General features: G+C 61.1%; 16 protein-coding genes, 2 tRNA genes and 4 pseudogenes. 6 read left to right on the top strand and 16 right to left on the bottom strand.

The genetic code is table 11. From position 1 onward, the window contains the following. Window positions 1-8: 8 nt before the first annotated feature. The 9 genes from C8N32_RS13235 to C8N32_RS13195 form a co-directional block, all read right to left on the bottom strand. Window positions 9-974 (bottom strand): ABC transporter permease, encoded by a 966-nt coding sequence (locus tag C8N32_RS13235; protein WP_107893460.1) that lies wholly within the window; start codon window positions 972-974, stop codon window positions 9-11. After that, the gene (locus tag C8N32_RS13230; RefSeq protein ID WP_107893483.1) at window positions 974-2068 is read right to left on the bottom strand and encodes an ABC transporter permease; all 1095 of its coding nucleotides are present in this window, start codon (window positions 2066-2068) and stop codon (window positions 974-976) included. The genes C8N32_RS13235 and C8N32_RS13230 overlap by 1 nt, the downstream gene beginning before the upstream one ends. 1 nt (window position 2069) lies before the next feature. Then, on the bottom strand, window positions 2070-3617 hold the full coding sequence (locus C8N32_RS13225) for an ABC transporter ATP-binding protein (RefSeq protein ID WP_244905924.1): 1548 nt from the start codon (window positions 3615-3617) through the stop codon (window positions 2070-2072). A gap of 9 nt (window positions 3618-3626) precedes the next feature. Further along, entirely contained in the window at window positions 3627-4616 is a 990-nt protein-coding gene (locus C8N32_RS13220; protein WP_107893459.1) for a BMP family lipoprotein, read from the bottom strand. Window positions 4617-4713: 97 nt separating this feature from the next. Further along, window positions 4714-5130, bottom strand: coding sequence for a GNAT family N-acetyltransferase (locus tag C8N32_RS13215; RefSeq protein ID WP_107893458.1), 417 nt, complete (start codon window positions 5128-5130; stop codon window positions 4714-4716). Further along, window positions 5127-5759 carry a tRNA (adenosine(37)-N6)-threonylcarbamoyltransferase complex dimerization subunit type 1 TsaB gene (gene tsaB, locus C8N32_RS13210; protein WP_107893457.1) on the bottom strand — a complete coding sequence of 211 codons (633 nt, stop codon included), beginning with the start codon at window positions 5757-5759 and terminating at the stop codon, window positions 5127-5129. The genes C8N32_RS13215 and tsaB overlap by 4 nt, the downstream gene beginning before the upstream one ends. Further along, the gene (locus C8N32_RS13205) at window positions 5759-6316 is read right to left on the bottom strand and encodes a NifU family protein (protein WP_107893456.1); all 558 of its coding nucleotides are present in this window, start codon (window positions 6314-6316) and stop codon (window positions 5759-5761) included. Before C8N32_RS13205 ends, tsaB begins: the two co-directional genes overlap by 1 nt. A 75-nt stretch (window positions 6317-6391) precedes the next feature. Next, on the bottom strand, window positions 6392-6847 hold the full coding sequence (locus C8N32_RS13200; protein ID WP_107893455.1) for a universal stress protein: 456 nt from the start codon (window positions 6845-6847) through the stop codon (window positions 6392-6394). Between the two features lie 64 nt (window positions 6848-6911). Further along, window positions 6912-7772 (bottom strand): branched-chain amino acid aminotransferase, encoded by an 861-nt coding sequence (locus tag C8N32_RS13195; protein WP_107893454.1) that lies wholly within the window; start codon window positions 7770-7772, stop codon window positions 6912-6914. 122 nt (window positions 7773-7894) lie between these two features. On the opposite strand from C8N32_RS13195, the pseudogene C8N32_RS15590 reads away from it, so the two are divergent. Then, window positions 7895-8185: pseudogene (locus C8N32_RS15590) on the top strand (IS66 family transposase); the annotation flags it as partial. Window positions 8186-8472: 287 nt separating this feature from the next. Here the strand turns inward: C8N32_RS15590 and C8N32_RS15035 are convergent. Together C8N32_RS15035 and C8N32_RS15585 are read right to left on the bottom strand one after the other, a co-directional pair. Continuing rightward, the gene (locus C8N32_RS15035; RefSeq protein WP_107893453.1) at window positions 8473-8691 is read right to left on the bottom strand and encodes a hypothetical protein; all 219 of its coding nucleotides are present in this window, start codon (window positions 8689-8691) and stop codon (window positions 8473-8475) included. A gap of 150 nt (window positions 8692-8841) precedes the next feature. Next, window positions 8842-9399 (bottom strand): annotated as a pseudogene (locus C8N32_RS15585) (transposase); the annotation flags it as partial. A 245-nt stretch (window positions 9400-9644) separates the two neighbouring features. On the opposite strand from C8N32_RS15585, the gene C8N32_RS13170 reads away from it, so the two are divergent. The 3 genes from C8N32_RS13170 to C8N32_RS15155 all read left to right on the top strand — a co-directional run bounded on the left by C8N32_RS13170 (window position 9645) and on the right by C8N32_RS15155 (window position 11180). Beyond that, a tRNA-Met gene (locus C8N32_RS13170) sits at window positions 9645-9721 on the top strand. 92 nt (window positions 9722-9813) lie between these two features. After that, window positions 9814-10587, top strand: coding sequence for a hypothetical protein (locus C8N32_RS13165; RefSeq protein WP_146159719.1), 774 nt, complete (start codon window positions 9814-9816; stop codon window positions 10585-10587). 182 nt (window positions 10588-10769) lie between these two features. After that, window positions 10770-11180, top strand: coding sequence for a hypothetical protein (locus C8N32_RS15155; protein ID WP_146159718.1), 411 nt, complete (start codon window positions 10770-10772; stop codon window positions 11178-11180). A 230-nt stretch (window positions 11181-11410) separates the two neighbouring features. Here the strand turns inward: C8N32_RS15155 and C8N32_RS15580 are convergent. Continuing rightward, a pseudogene (locus C8N32_RS15580) lies at window positions 11411-11644 on the bottom strand (transposase); the annotation flags it as partial. A 123-nt stretch (window positions 11645-11767) separates the two neighbouring features. Between C8N32_RS15580 and C8N32_RS13150 the strand changes: the two are divergent. Beyond that, window positions 11768-11842 (top strand) — tRNA-Phe (locus C8N32_RS13150). A 127-nt stretch (window positions 11843-11969) separates the two neighbouring features. Here the strand turns inward: C8N32_RS13150 and C8N32_RS13145 are convergent. Genes C8N32_RS13145 through C8N32_RS15575 form a run of 3 tightly spaced genes read right to left on the bottom strand, consistent with a single transcriptional unit; the run spans window position 11970 to window position 12765 of the window. Further along, a complete protein-coding gene (locus C8N32_RS13145) occupies window positions 11970-12278 on the bottom strand; it encodes a type II toxin-antitoxin system HicB family antitoxin (RefSeq protein WP_201132337.1) in 309 nt (102 codons plus the stop codon). After that, a complete protein-coding gene (locus tag C8N32_RS14875) occupies window positions 12265-12534 on the bottom strand; it encodes a hypothetical protein (RefSeq protein ID WP_146159717.1) in 270 nt (89 codons plus the stop codon). The genes C8N32_RS13145 and C8N32_RS14875 overlap by 14 nt, the downstream gene beginning before the upstream one ends. A 9-nt stretch (window positions 12535-12543) precedes the next feature. Then, window positions 12544-12765: a transcriptional coactivator p15/PC4 family protein gene (locus tag C8N32_RS15575; RefSeq protein ID WP_107893448.1), complete on the bottom strand. Its 222-nt coding sequence runs from the start codon at window positions 12763-12765 to the stop codon at window positions 12544-12546. A 403-nt stretch (window positions 12766-13168) separates the two neighbouring features. On the opposite strand from C8N32_RS15575, the gene C8N32_RS13135 reads away from it, so the two are divergent. Further along, the gene (locus C8N32_RS13135) at window positions 13169-13486 is read left to right on the top strand and encodes a hypothetical protein (RefSeq protein WP_146159716.1); all 318 of its coding nucleotides are present in this window, start codon (window positions 13169-13171) and stop codon (window positions 13484-13486) included. On the opposite strand, the pseudogene C8N32_RS13130 reads toward C8N32_RS13135, so the two are convergent. Continuing rightward, window positions 13470-13721: pseudogene (locus C8N32_RS13130) on the bottom strand (transposase domain-containing protein); the annotation flags it as partial. The gene C8N32_RS13135 and the pseudogene C8N32_RS13130 sit on opposite strands and share 17 nt — an antisense overlap. Window positions 13722-13910 lie beyond the last annotated feature (189 nt).

Here is a 13910-nt window from a genome sequence, read left to right as displayed (position 1 = left end):
AAGCCTGCTTATTTCTCCTTTACATAGGGCGTTCCGCCGGCACGGGGAGGCACCGCCCGCCCCACGAACCCTGCAAGGATGACAACCGTCAGGATGTAGGGCAGAGCATCCATCAGTTGCACCGGCACAGTCACCCCCCCGAGATCGATGCTCTGGTAGCGCAGGGCGACCGCCTGCAACAGGCCGAAAAGCAGCGTTGCCCACAGAGCGTACCAGGGCCGCCACTTGGCGAAAATCAGCGCCGCCAGCGCAATATAACCCCGCCCGGCGGTCATATCCTTCACGAACCCGGCCTGAAGGGCGGTAGCCAGGTAGGCTCCGGCGATACCGCACAGGAGTCCGCAAATCGCCACCGCCGCATAGCGGGTTCCGGTGACCGATACCCCGGCGGTATCCACGGCTTCGGGTGCTTCGCCGACCGCGCGCAGGCGCAGACCGAACCGGGTACGAAACAGCACCCACCATGTCAGCGGGACCATCGCGAAGGCAACGTAGACCAGCACCGTGTGGCCCGATATCAGGTCGTGATAGACCGGGCCCAGCACCGGCACATCCCGGAGGGTTTGCGCAAAAGGCAGGGTGAGCGGCCCGAACCGCGCCGCGCCCAGGAGCGAGGGCGTGCGCCCGCCTTGCTGAAACCAGTCTTGCGCAATGACGACGGTCAGCCCTGCGGCCAGGAAGTTGATCGCCACGCCGGAAATCAGCTGGTTCCCCCGGAAGGTGATCGAGGCCAGCCCGTGCAGCCCCGCCAACCCCATCGAGGCCGCGACCCCCGCCAGCAGCCCCAGCCCGACAGACCCCGTTATCGTCGCCGTTGCCGCCGAGAAGAAAGCGGCAGACAGCATTTTTCCCTCCAGGCCGATATCGAAAATCCCCGCGCGTTCCGAAAACAGCCCGGCCAGACAGGCCAAAAGCAAGGGCGTGGCCAGCCGGATGGTGGAATCGAGAACCGCGATCAGGCTGACGAAATCCATCACGCCCCCCTCTTGCGCAGGGTGAGGAAAATCCGCTCCAGCGGGATGCGCACCATGTTATCCAGAGCCCCGGTGAACAGGATCACAAGAGCCTGGATGACGACGATCAGTTCCCGTGGGATGTTCGTCCATAGCGCGAGCTCCGCCCCGCCCTGGTAGAGAAATCCGAACAGGATCGCCGCCAGCAACACGCCGAACGGGTGGTTTCGGCCCATCAGCGCCACGGCGATGCCGATGAACCCGGCCCCCTCCACGGAATTCAGCACCAGCCGCTCAGCCTCTCCCATGACGTTGTTGATGGCCATGCAGCCCGCCAGCGCGCCGGAAATCAGCATTGTCAGCATCACGATGCGCACGGGCCGGATCCCGGCATAGACGGCGGCGGGTTCCGAATGGCCCAGCGCCCGGATCTGAAAGCCCAGCCGGGTGCGCCAGATCAGCGCCCAGACCAGGACGCAGGCCCCCAGTGCGATCAGGAAGCTGATATTTGCAGGGGCCGCCTTTGAAAACGGTACGCCAACAAGGCCAAGGATGTCATGAAGGGTGGGCAGATGGGTGCCGGGCGGGAATTTCCGGGTGGCCGGATCCATCGCGCCGTCCGGGCGCATGACATTGACCAGAAGGTAATTCAGCAAGGCTGCACCGATAAAGTTGAACATGATCGTGGTGATCACGATATGGCTGCCGCGCCGGGCCTGAAGCCATGCCGGAATCGCCGCCCATACCGCTCCGAACAGCCCCGCCGCCGCCATCGCCGCAGGCAGCGCCAAGATCCAGTGCGGCCATGGCAGGTCAAGACACACCAGCGCCACGCCAAGCCCGCCCAGCGTGGCCTGCCCCTCGCCCCCGATATTGAACAGCCGGGCATGGAAGGCCACCGCCACCGCCAACCCGGTGAAGACGAAGTTGGTCGCATAATAAAGCGTATATCCCCAGCCATAGGTGGAGCCCAAAGCCCCGTTGACCATCATCTTCACCGCCGCCACCGGATCTTCCCCGATGGCCAGGATCACCCCCGCCGAAAGCAGGGCGGCCAAGACCAGGCTGAACAGCGGAATCAGGATCACATCGGCCCATCTGGGTATCACGTCCATGTCAATCGGCCCCCCCATGCATCCCGGCCATCAGGAGGCCCAGTTCCTTTTCATCGGTTTGCGCGGCCTGCCGTTCGCCCATGATCCGCCCGTCGAACATCACCGCGACGCGGTCGGAAAGTGAGAGAATTTCTTCCAGTTCCACGCTGACCAGAAGCACCGCCTTGCCCGCATCGCGCAGGGCAACGATGCGCTGGTGGATGAACTCGATCGCGCCGATATCGACCCCGCGCGTGGGCTGCCCCACCACAAGCAGATCGGGGTGTTGTTCGATTTCACGGGCCAGAACCAATTTTTGCTGGTTCCCCCCCGAAAAATTCCGCGCCGCAAGGTTGGGGTTGGGCGGGCGTATATCGAAATGTCCCATTTTTGTCACGGTGTCGGCGCGGATCGCGGCGTTGTCCATCAGCAGAGCGTTTTTCTGGTAGGCGGGTGCGTGGTGATAACCGAAAGCCATGTTTTCCCACGCAGCGAACTCCATGATCAGGCCTTCGCGCTGGCGGTCTTCGGGGACATGGGCGACGCCGCGCGCGCGCCGCGACTGCCCGTCGGAGCAGCGTCCGCTCAGATCGATCGGCGCCCCGTTGACGCGCACCGTCCCGGTGGCCGGACGGATACCGCCCAAGACCTCCAGAAGATGGGACTGGCCATTGCCGGCCACTCCCGCGATACCAAGAATTTCCCCCGCGCGCACATTGAGGGAAATGCCCTTGAGCCGTGCCACTCCGGCGCTGTCGGTGACACGCAGGTCCTCCACCTCCAGCACTGTCTTGCCGGGGGTGGCGAGGGGCTTGTCCACCCGTAGCAAAACCTTGCGGCCCACCATCAGTTCGGCGAGGTGCTCAGGGCTGGTTTCGGCGGTGTTGACAGTCGCCGTCATCTCGCCCCGGCGCATCACGCTGACCGTATCGGTGATGGCCATGATCTCGCGCAGCTTGTGAGTGATCAGAAGGATCGTCTTGCCTTCCGCCCGCAGGTTGTCGAGAATCCGGAACAGGTGATCCGCTTCGGCGGGCGTGAGAACGCCGGTGGGTTCGTCAAGGATCAGGATATCCGCCTGCCGGTAGAGTGCTTTGAGAATTTCCACCCGCTGCTGCATTCCAACGCCGAGGTCTTCTATCTTCGCGTCGGGGTCGACGATCAGTTCGTAATCCTCGGCCAGCCGCTTCAGCGCGCCGCGCGCCCGGAACAATTCGGGGCGCAGACGCCGTCCGTCTTCGGCCCCCAGAATGACGTTTTCCAGCACCGTGAAATTCTGTACCAGCTTGAAATGCTGGAACACCATGCCGATCCCCGCCCGGATCGCGGCCTGACTGTCGGGAATCCGGGTGCGCTGGCCATGGATGAACACCTCCCCCGCGTCGGCCTTGTAAAAGCCGTAGAGAATCGACATCAGCGTGGATTTCCCGGCGCCGTTCTCCCCGATGATGCCGTGGATGGTTCCGGGCATGACCCGAAGGTCGATGCCCTTGTTCGCCTGAACTGAACCGAAAGCCTTTGAAATTCCTTTCAGTTCGATCGCCGGATCGGGTGGGCGGTGCTGTTCCACGTTTGCCCCTTACTGTACGGGGCAGGTATTGTCCGACATGTAGTTGTGCACCGTGATCTCGCCCGAGATGATCTTCGCCTTTGCATCCTCGACGGCGGTGACCATTTCCCCGGACACGAGTGCCGCGTTATGGTCGTCCATCGCATAGGTTACGCCATCATCGGCCAGCCCCAGGGCGAAGGTCCCGGTTTCCACCGCCGTACCTGCGCTGAAGATTTCATGTACAGCCACGTCCACTCGCTTGACCATAGAGGTCAGGACCTGTCCGGGATGCAGGTGATTCTGGTTGCTGTCCACTCCGATCGAGAGAATGCCCTCGTCGGCGGCGGTTTGCAGAACGCCCACCCCTGTGCCGCCCGCGGCAGCGTAGATCACATCCGCCCCCTGGGCGATCTGGGCGCGTGTCAGTTCCCCGCCTTTCACCGGGTCGTTCCATGCGGACGGTGTCGTTCCGGTCATGTTCTGGATCACGGCGATGTCCGGGTTCGAGGCCTTCGCCCCCTGTACGTAGCCGCAGGCAAACTTTCGGATCAGGGGCACGTCCATACCGCCGATGAAGCCGACAGTCCCGGTTTTCGAGGCCATCGCCGCCATCATGCCGACAAGGTAGCTGCCCTCATGCTCGGCGAATTCCACCGCGCGTACGTTCGGCGCCTCGACCTTCATGTCGATAATGGCGAAGGTCGTGTCCGGGTAGTCGGGGGCGACCTCTTCCAGAACCGCGCCAAAGGCAAAGCCGGTCATCACGATCGGGTTCATCCCGGCCTCCGCAAAGCGGCGCAGGGCCTGTTCGCGCTGGGCTTCGGACTGCATCTCGATTTCGCGGTAGGTCTGGCCGGTTTCCGTGGACCAGCGTTGGGCGCCGGTATGGGCGGCCTCGTTGAAAGACTTGTCGAACTTGCCGCCAAGATCATAAATCAGCGCCGGTTCAGCCCCGGCCAGGCCGGTGCTCAGCGCCAGCGCCGAAACGGCGCCAAGGGTTTTTTGAAACAGGGTCATGAAGTGGCCTCCCGGCTGCTGCGGGCCCGCAGCCCACATGTGCAAACTGGAATGATTAAGGCCGCAGCCCCGCGCGGGGGTCAACCGTTTTTCGGGGTCAGGGGCCCAGATCCTTGCGCATGATCACTGCGTCGCGGGTGCTGCCATCCGGGGCCCGGTAGTAACGCGGGCGCTGCCCCGCCGGCCGATACCCGGCCTCTGCATAAAGCGCGCGCGCCGGAGCGTTGTCTGCCGAAACCTCAAGAAACGCGTGCAATGCCCCGTGACGAAACGCGGCAGCCTCAAACTCCGCCAGCCGTGCCCGGCCCAGCCCTGCGCGGCGGTGGCCGGGGTGGACGGCAAGGGTCAGCAACTCCGCCTCACCCGCAATGGCGCGGCCAAGAGCAAAACTTTCGGGATTTCCACACAGGACTATACCGGGGCCGGAAAGCAGCGCGCGAAACTCCGTGTCCGACCACGGGCGGGGGGTCGTGAAACACAGAGCATGCAGCGCGGCAAGGTCACGCGGCCTCACGGCAGGATCACCGGCGGTGGATCGGCGGGGAGGGCTGCGCCGGCGGACCGCAGGTAAAGCGGTTTGGGTTTGTCCGGCGGGGCCGGGCGTGTGGCCGCGACACGGGCAATTGCGGGAGCGATGCCGGACCAGGACGACTCCGTTACCGGGACGCCCAGGGTTTGTGCCAGCGCACTGCCGCCAATCCCGTATACGGGCCGGTGGGGAAGGCCGGCTGGTGCGGCGGGGTCGGTCAGGCAAGGGGGCCCCTCGGCCCGACCGTCACGAAAGGGTTGAACATAAAGCCGGCCACGCGGGGCAGGAAGGGTGACGAGCGTGTCGCCCCCAGGTGCGAAAGCGTCGAACCCGGTAATCCCGTGGGCCGGAAGCCCAAGGGCCAGCGCCAGTCCGCGCGCCGCGGAAACGCCGATGCGGATGCCGGTAAAATTCCCTGGGCCGACCCCTACCGCCAGCGCACTCAGATCGTGCCAGCGCAAACCGGCCTCGGCCAGCAAATCTTCCAGCAGGGGCACCAGGCGTTCGGCCTGGCCGCGGGCCATGCCTTCATGGCGCTGAGCGCACAGCCGGCCCCCCATCACAAGCGCCGCCGCGCAATGGGCGGCGGAGGTGTCGAAGGCCAGTGTGGGCATCACTCCGCGACCGGGCGGACTTCGGTAACCTCGGGGATGTAATGACGCAGTAGGTTCTCGATGCCCATCTTCAGCGTCAGCGTCGAAGACGGGCAGCCCGCGCAGGCACCCTGCATGTGCAGGTAAACCACGCCCCGGTCGAAACCGTGGAAGGTGATGTCGCCGCCGTCCTGCGCCACGGCAGGGCGCACACGGGTGTCCAGAAGCGTCTTGATCTGTTTTATGATCTCGGCATCCGGGCCGTCATGGTCGGCGTGGCCGGCATTGGCCTGCCCGGTCATCGTGGGCTGACCGGACTGGTAGTGCTCCATGATCGCGCCGAGGATCGCGGGCTTGATGTGCTCCCAGTCGATCTGTTCCTGTTTGGTGACGGTCACGAAGTCGGTCCCGAAAAACACCCCGGTCACGCCCTCCACCGCGAAGATATGCGTGGCCAGAGGCGAGATCCTTGCCGCCTCGGCGTTGGGGAAATCCGCGGTCCCCGTGTCCAGCACGGCCTGGCCGGGCAGGAATTTCAGCGTGGCCGGGTTGGGGGTGGATTCGGTCTGAATGAACATGGGTCTTTCCTTAGCTTTATGCTCGGATATGCGCCCGAAGGGGGCCGATGTCAACTTCTGGCCGGCCCCCGGCCTTCAGCAGACGGCTTCCAGTTCGTCTTTTGACAGTTCTCCGGGAACAATCGTCATCGGGATCGGCAGGGTGCCCGCGCTTTTCGTCAGTTGCGTGACAAGCGGCCCCGGCCCGCCCTTGCCCGTTCCTGCCCCAAGGACAAGCACGCCAACCTCCCTGTCCTCGCGGACCTGGGCGAGAATCTCGGGGACGGGTTCGCCTTCACGTATGACGAGTTCGGGGTCGATCCCCTGCTTGTCGCGCATCCACTTTGCGAAGACCTCGAAATGGGCTTCGATCCTTTCGCGGGCTTCTTCGCGCATCAGGTCGCCCACGCCGAGCCAATGGTTGAACTCCTCGGGCGGGATCACCGACAGAATCTGCACCCCCCCGCCCGTATGCGCCGCGCGCATTGCGGCAAAGCGCATCGCGTTCAGACATTCGCGGCTGTCGTCCAGAACCACCAGAAACTTGCGCATGTCTTGCCTCCTTTGCCACCATGGCGCATGGCGCACCGGCTGGCAACGTTTCGCTGCGCCAGGGTCAGGACGAATGCGCCCAATCCCAGTACAGGTCGCGTACACGGGTGGTGACCGGGCCCGGTCGGTAAGTGACGTCGTCGAAGGCGTGGACCGGCGTGACCTTCATCATGTTGCCCGACAGAAAGACCTCTTCGGCATTTCGAAAGTCGTCAAAGCTCAGCACGGTTTCATGCACGGGAATGCCCTCTGCCCGCAGATTGGCGATATGGCGGGCGCGGGTGATCCCGGCCAGGAAGGTGCCGTTGGCGATCGGGGTGAACAGTTCCCCATCTCTGACCATGAAGACGTTCGCGGTGGCGGTTTCGGCAACGTTGCCCATCGCATCGGCCACCAGAGCGTTGCCAAAGCCCTTGGCGCGAGCCTCTGCCAGCATCCGGGCGTTGTTGGGATAAAGGCAGCCTGCCTTGGCGTTGACAACGGCGTTTTCCAGCACCGGCCGGCGAAAGCGGGTGGTCGTCAGGGTCGTGGCCCTGTCGGCGGGGGCCATCGGGATTTCTTCAAGGCAGATGGCAAAGCCGGTCGCGCCGGGTTTCGGGGCGACGCCCAGATCCCCGCCCTCCAGCGCCCAGTACATCGGGCGAATGTAAACGGCGCGGTCGGGGGCATAGGCTGTCAACCCCTCCAGAACGATGTCGTGGATCGTTCGGGCGTCATGGCTGGGCGTGATCATCAAAGCCTCGGCCGAGCGGTTCAGTCGGGCGCAATGGGCCATCAGGTCCGGGGTGATGCCTTCGAATGCGCGGGCGCCGTCGAACACGGTCGTGCCCAGCCAGCTTCCATGATCACCCGCGCGCATGACGGCGATATCGCCGTCATGCCAGGTGCCGTTGAAATAGGTGCGGATATTGGTACCGGTTGCCATGGTCTGCCTCGTTTGGGTGCGCCGAAACGTAGACCTGGTCCGGGGCGGGGTCCAGCCCGCTCTGCCCCCGAGGGTGCCCAGCCCCATTCCTATGGCCATTTCTGAGGAGAGTTTCAGGAACCGGGCGCTTTGTCGTGCGCCAGATTGTCCGCCCGCGCATGGCTTGCACCTGCTGTAAGGCATTCTGCCAGTCTCCTCCGCCGTTGCGCCCGATTGGCGTGGTCGCCCCGGCCAGGCCTGCTGGCGCACGTTCTGATTGGCAAATACTGGGATCGCTTGCCACCGGACCGGCCCTCCAGATCGTCGCCCGCGAAAAGATTGATCTGCACCGCGACGCTGGCCGGCTGGCTGGGCCGCAGTACGTACTGCTGGAGCCACTGGCAGATCGCATCGGCAAGCCGGTCAGGGCGGGAAGGCGCAAACCCGCTTCAAATGGTTCCGCGACTATCTGGGCCGAATGTCCCGGGTTGTGCCATTGGGCAGAATCGTGATGCCCGACGAAAGCACCCTGCCGATATGCAGTTTGCCGCGCCAGACCCCAGGGTCAGGGTTCATGAGCTATGTCCGAGAGTTGGTGCCGGTTGTCATCAGGCGGCGGTCTGAACTTGCCTGATGCCGTCTTTAGACTCAACCCCTTGGATGGCTTCTGGCAGACGGTTTGGCCCGCTGATTTTCCGCCATTTCTTCTTGGCTGACATCATCAGTCGTCAGACAATGGGCGCTGGAAAGCGTTCAGTTGGTCGCGCTTCATCGGGCGGGTTGGTCCGCTCTCATACGTCGCGGCGTAATAGAGCAGTATCAGAAACGCGGCGTAGGCCAGCGCGCTCCAGATGCTCCCTACAAGAATACCCATAAGGATCGTCGTGGCGATAGCAAAGGCGATCATAAACACGGCAAAGATCATCGAGAAGATTTCCATGGCCTAAATATAAGTATTCCCCCCTAAAATTGCAATGTGAGTGTGCGATCCATGGCAACCAAGCGCGTCGAAACGCAGCTGACCATCAAGGCGGTGGACCAGTATTCCGGCAGGCTGCGGAATATGCGTGCTGTTACCGGGCGTTTCGTGCAGGAATTTGGGCATGGCACCCAGAACGTTCGCCGTCTTGTGGCCCCAGCATCTCTGCGCGCGCGTGTCCGGGAAGACCTCGCGCGGCGCTGCCCAGAACCCGAGCGCGCCATCGCCGATGGCCAGCTCCGGTGGCACGGTCATCCCCGCAGCATCCGGGCCCAGAAGCGCGGTCGGCGCCTCGCTGAAGTCGCCCGTCGGGAGGCCCTTCAGATACACCAGGTCAGCAGCTGCTCAACCGACCTGGCCTTGCGCAGATAGGGCGGAACTTGATCTTGCTGCCATCGGCATTGGATCCGCGATCACGGATACGCGGCACCTACAAAGGAACGGTCCCGATCCCGGCAATCATCTCACGCTCGGGCAGAAATCCGTGGCGAGCCAGACACCGGCGGCCTTCCTCGTCCAGCACATGTGCATGCTCGGCAAGGAAGACAGAAACCTCGGCTTGAACCGCCGCGCGCAGCAGTCCCTGGCACCAGCCTGGGTCACCTCGGTCAGCGGATCAGGTGAAAATTCCGATGGAAGATCGAACGGGACAACGGTAGATTTGGCCATGGGGCATATCCTTTCTCTGTGAGATTGACGGCGCTTTTCAACACCGCCATTGACGTGCCCCCGGCTTCAGGCCATCACCAACTTTCGGGCAGAACTCACAGGGTCGCGTAACTAAGACAAATCAGCCTCCGGCAAACCCGGCACGGTTCACCCTGCCCGTGCGCCGGGGCCGGAGGTGCGGTGTTAAGAATGTCGTTTTGCCCTTGACGGGGGGGGGCGTCTCTTTTACGTAGCCCCTCGCTCTTGGCGGAGTAGCTCAGTTGGTTAGAGCAGAGGAATCATAATCCTTGTGTCGGGGGTTCAAGTCCCTCCTCCGCTACCAAATTTCTCTTAAATCACTGATATTGCAGGAACTCACTGCAATCATTAGCCTTTTTCTTGTCAGGTGGTACACATCGGTGGTACACATGGGGCATGGAACCCGTGCGTAACCCCCGCTTTCTGACTAAGGATAACAAGGGCTACAAACTGCGTCGTCGAGTGCCCGATGACCTGCTTGAGTTGGTTGGAAAGACGGCTTGGGTCAAAAGATTAGGCGGGTTGCCGCACAAGGAAGCCTGCGAACAGGCGGATACATTCGCCGTCTGGACTTCTGCTGAGATCAAGAAACTGCGGGGCTTGCTTGGTGCTTCCGCTGCCAAACCCGTGCGCTCTGATGAACCCGGGTTCACCTTCCAACTCTCTGATCACGAGATCGACCAGATCGCCATTGCTTACTTCCAGTCGCTTGAACGTGGGGTGCAGGATGCGGGTGGTTATCGGCATGGCGTGAATGAGGATAACCGTGCCGAGGTGATCGAAACGCTTGCCCAAGATCACGCCAAGGCCGATGCAGTGGACACCGCTGATACCACCAACGCTCCTTCCCATCCTGATCAAGACATCCGAACAGCGTTTCACTACACTGCCCTACGTCAGTTGATCGACTATAACTTTGTCGCACGCGATGAGGTGGAAGCCACGACCAAAGGCAAGGGTCGTCAGCGTGGAAGGCAGACCAAACCCCGGTTCACTGACTGGCGCGAACTGGCTTGGCATATCGACGCCACCTTGCCCTACAACCGCATGGCCTTCTTCAAATCTGGCTCATTTAACATAGGGTGGACTGAGGCCAACCGCGAAGCCTCGATCCTCTCCCGCGCCCCCAAGCCCCACTGGATCAAACGCCCCGGTGATCTTTGGAGTTGAAGCCCTGACCCTCAGCGCGTAACCTCAACTCAGGACTGCGTAAAAGGGCGCAGTCTCGGGGCGTCGTAACCTCACACGAAGCGGCTGGTGTCAGCCGGAATGCCACCTCCTCAGCCTTATGGCCGGGGAGGCTGCGGCGTATACAACAGGACCCCGGTCTAAAGGCCGTAGCGGTCGTCTTCGTGCGGCTTACGAACTCCCCGGTACCAGAGCGATCTGGTGGCCTTTTCAATTTGAATTTGAGGGAGCACGCCAATGGAAACTCTATTCGTCATACTCGGTCTGATCGCACTGTTGGTCTTTGTTGCTGGCTTGATCATGTTGATCTTCAAGAAGCCTCGCAGACGCGGGTTGCGTTTAAGGGAGAAGTGGACGCAGGCAACCGACGCTTTGCGATTGATCAGGGCTTGGCCGACCAACTCAAGTTTATTCGTGAAGGGGAGTTCGATGAACGCGCTGGTTCTCCTACGCTGAAACTGATCGGAGATGTGAAGGTAGTGAGCGACGAGACCCAGATTGTTGAGCGTGTCGAGGAGCGTGCCATCACACCCGACGACGCGTTGATGGTTTACCTTATGGGCAGGGTCGTCTGACACACTCTCACCTTCACGTGATCGTTTGCCTGCTAGGTCCCTATTTCAAGAACATCAAACACTGCGATGCGGTGCTGACATGGAGCAAGCGTACCCAGAGGATGGATGACGATGGCCAGCCGCTGACCCGATGGGACGGTATAACGAAGGTCCCTCATCAGGTCACCGGTGAAGAGGTTCCCGATCCCACCGCTGTTGTGAACATTTACGACTATACCAAGCCAAAACCGACGAAGTGGCCTGAGGCCGAGTTCATCGTCGGAAAGCCGCTTCAACTCGGCATGGAGATCGACGGGTGCCTCACTCGGATCGCTCGCATCGCGCTCCTGACTCAGCCACCGCGTCAGCGTCGAAAGGCCAATGCCCAGATCCTCCGCGATCTCTCGCCGCGTCCTGCCGCTGGTCAGCGCCAGCCGCACAGCCTCACGCCGAAACTCCGGCGTCGGTCTGTTCCCGTTTCCCATAGAACACCTCCTGGTTCCTCAGTTGGTGCTCTCCACTTCTTTCGGGCAAGTCCATATCGCCTCTGGACACCACCCGAAAGCCCGACTAGAACATCGCCACCTAAGCGAAGTTCGCTTACCCGTGCCCGGGTAGCTCAGGGGTAGAGCAGTGGACTGAAAATCCTCGTGTCGGTGGTTCGATTCCGCCCCCGGGCACCATAATTTCCAAAAATATCATTGTTATTCATATGGTTATGGGATTTTCGCTTTGACTGGCCCCACTGACAGCCCCACGTACGGTGCTCAATGCCTCACATTGTGCTACACTGGACGCATTTCTTCATCCTCAGGCTCCACGGGCCAGAATTAACGGCACATAGGCGAGGAATGCGCCCTCCCGCCAGTCGGCTAGGTCAGGATCGGCCTCAATCTGCTGGGTGTTGCGCGGCTCGGGAATGACTTCACCATCTTCCGACATGCCCTCAACATGGAAGGCCAGCGCTTCACGGGCCAGACGCAGCGCGTCGTCAATCGTATCCCCTTGCGTCACGCAGCCGGGGAAGTCAGGGAAGCTGACACCAAAACCCGACGAGTTTCCGCTGTGAACGAATGCGATATATTCAGTTGGCGTATCTGCCTTTTCATTTTGAGCCACGCCGTGCCCTCCGTTGTGCTACCAAGTCAACGGGCTGCCCTTCGCGGCTTTGCTCAACTGTGGCAAGCCCCTGTGCTTCATCGAGACGCCGGCGAACCAACAGCGGATCATAGTAACCACGGCGTCCAGGCACCGGCGTTATCCGAAGTGAAACGAGCCATTCGCGAAATGCAGAATTGGCGCTCGAATATCCCATTAGTGCCGCAAGCTCTTCGGTTTTGATCAAGCGTATTGGCACGCCCCAATCGCCGTTCATGGCGTGCCCCTATCCCGACCCATGTTCGGAGCCTAGTGCTGAGCGTAGTCCGTCGATCACTTGAGGCAGGTTCTCCACGCGGATTGCAACGCCCTTCGAAGAGGGGCGAAACTCACCATCATCTGCGCGAAACCAAACCCGGATTTGCGCTAGGTTGTGGCCTCGAAAGGTCTCCCGTGTGATGCGGTACTCTTCGCGTGAGTTCTTGGGAATTGCGGCTATGATCGTCATGCTGCCACCCCTTCGCTGAGCTGCGCATTCAAGAAGCGCGTATTCTCAGCGCTGGCATGTTCGCAGGCGGCTTTGAATTGATAAATCTGAAAGCTCATTGAGTTGCTCAATCGCTTTCTTTGGTAAATGATGTACTACGAAAACAGTGATATGCCGAATAACTCTAACAAACCAGTGTGCGATTTAATGAATGCGAGGGAACGATGTGACCGAGAAGACCCCAACATACAAAGCGATTGCCGCACAACTGCGTCGACGCGCCAGAATTTATCAAATGCAGGCGTATTCCCTGCTTCTGATCACGCTAGCGATTGCTGGATAGGCCGCCTTTTTCTTTGTTGTTCAAGATCAAACATTCAGCATTAGTTTCGAGCAAGCGAATTTGGAGTTAGCCCACATCGAAATGCCCGGAACAAATCTGTATGATTTTCTGACAAAGGCGATACTACGGCTTGGAGCAGTACTACTTGCCGTTTTCGTAATTCAATTGCTTTTTCCACTGGTTCGCTATCGAATTAAGCTATCGGACGAACTCGAACATCGAGCTGATTTTATCGAACTGGGTTTTGAATACGAAAGAAATATTGACTTCATCAAAGCTATCGCACTTGCTCAGTCGATCAACATGGATGCCATGCCAGACCATCCATATGGCAAGTTTGCTGACACAATAAAGGTAAGCGCTGTCACCGCGGCACGCCTGTTCAGCTTGACGGGTTGAAGTTCCATGGCAGGAGCTCGTCGATCCTGCTGGCGGGGTGACCGGCGGTGATGGCTTCGAGGGTCGCCTTGATGTAGGCGAAGGGCTCGACGCCGTTAATCTTCGCGGTGGCGATCAGGGAGGCGATGCGGGCCCAGGTGCGGCCACCCTCGTCGTGGCCGGCGAATAGAGCATTCTTCCGCGTGAGCGCAATCGGGCGGATCAGGTTCTCGACGGCATTGGAGTCGATCGTAAGCGGTGTCGCCGCCCCACATTGCCGACGGGATCAGCCATTGCGAGTTGATACGCATCCGAAGAGAAGGAGTGCGTTTCGCAATGTTCGCAAAGAGTTCGTTCCTCACGGCGCTTGGTGTTGAAGTCTTCGCCTCGGGGCAGAGGCGTTGGCCGGATCATGTGAAGGCCCAGGCTGTCGCCGAGACCTTGG

Origin of the sequence: Rhodovulum imhoffii (assembly GCF_003046545.1) — a bacterium.
GTDB classification, from domain to species: domain Bacteria; phylum Pseudomonadota; class Alphaproteobacteria; order Rhodobacterales; family Rhodobacteraceae; genus Rhodovulum; species Rhodovulum imhoffii.
The sequence above is the reverse complement of the archived record's forward strand: the minus strand, read 5'-3'. Positions and strand labels throughout refer to the sequence as shown.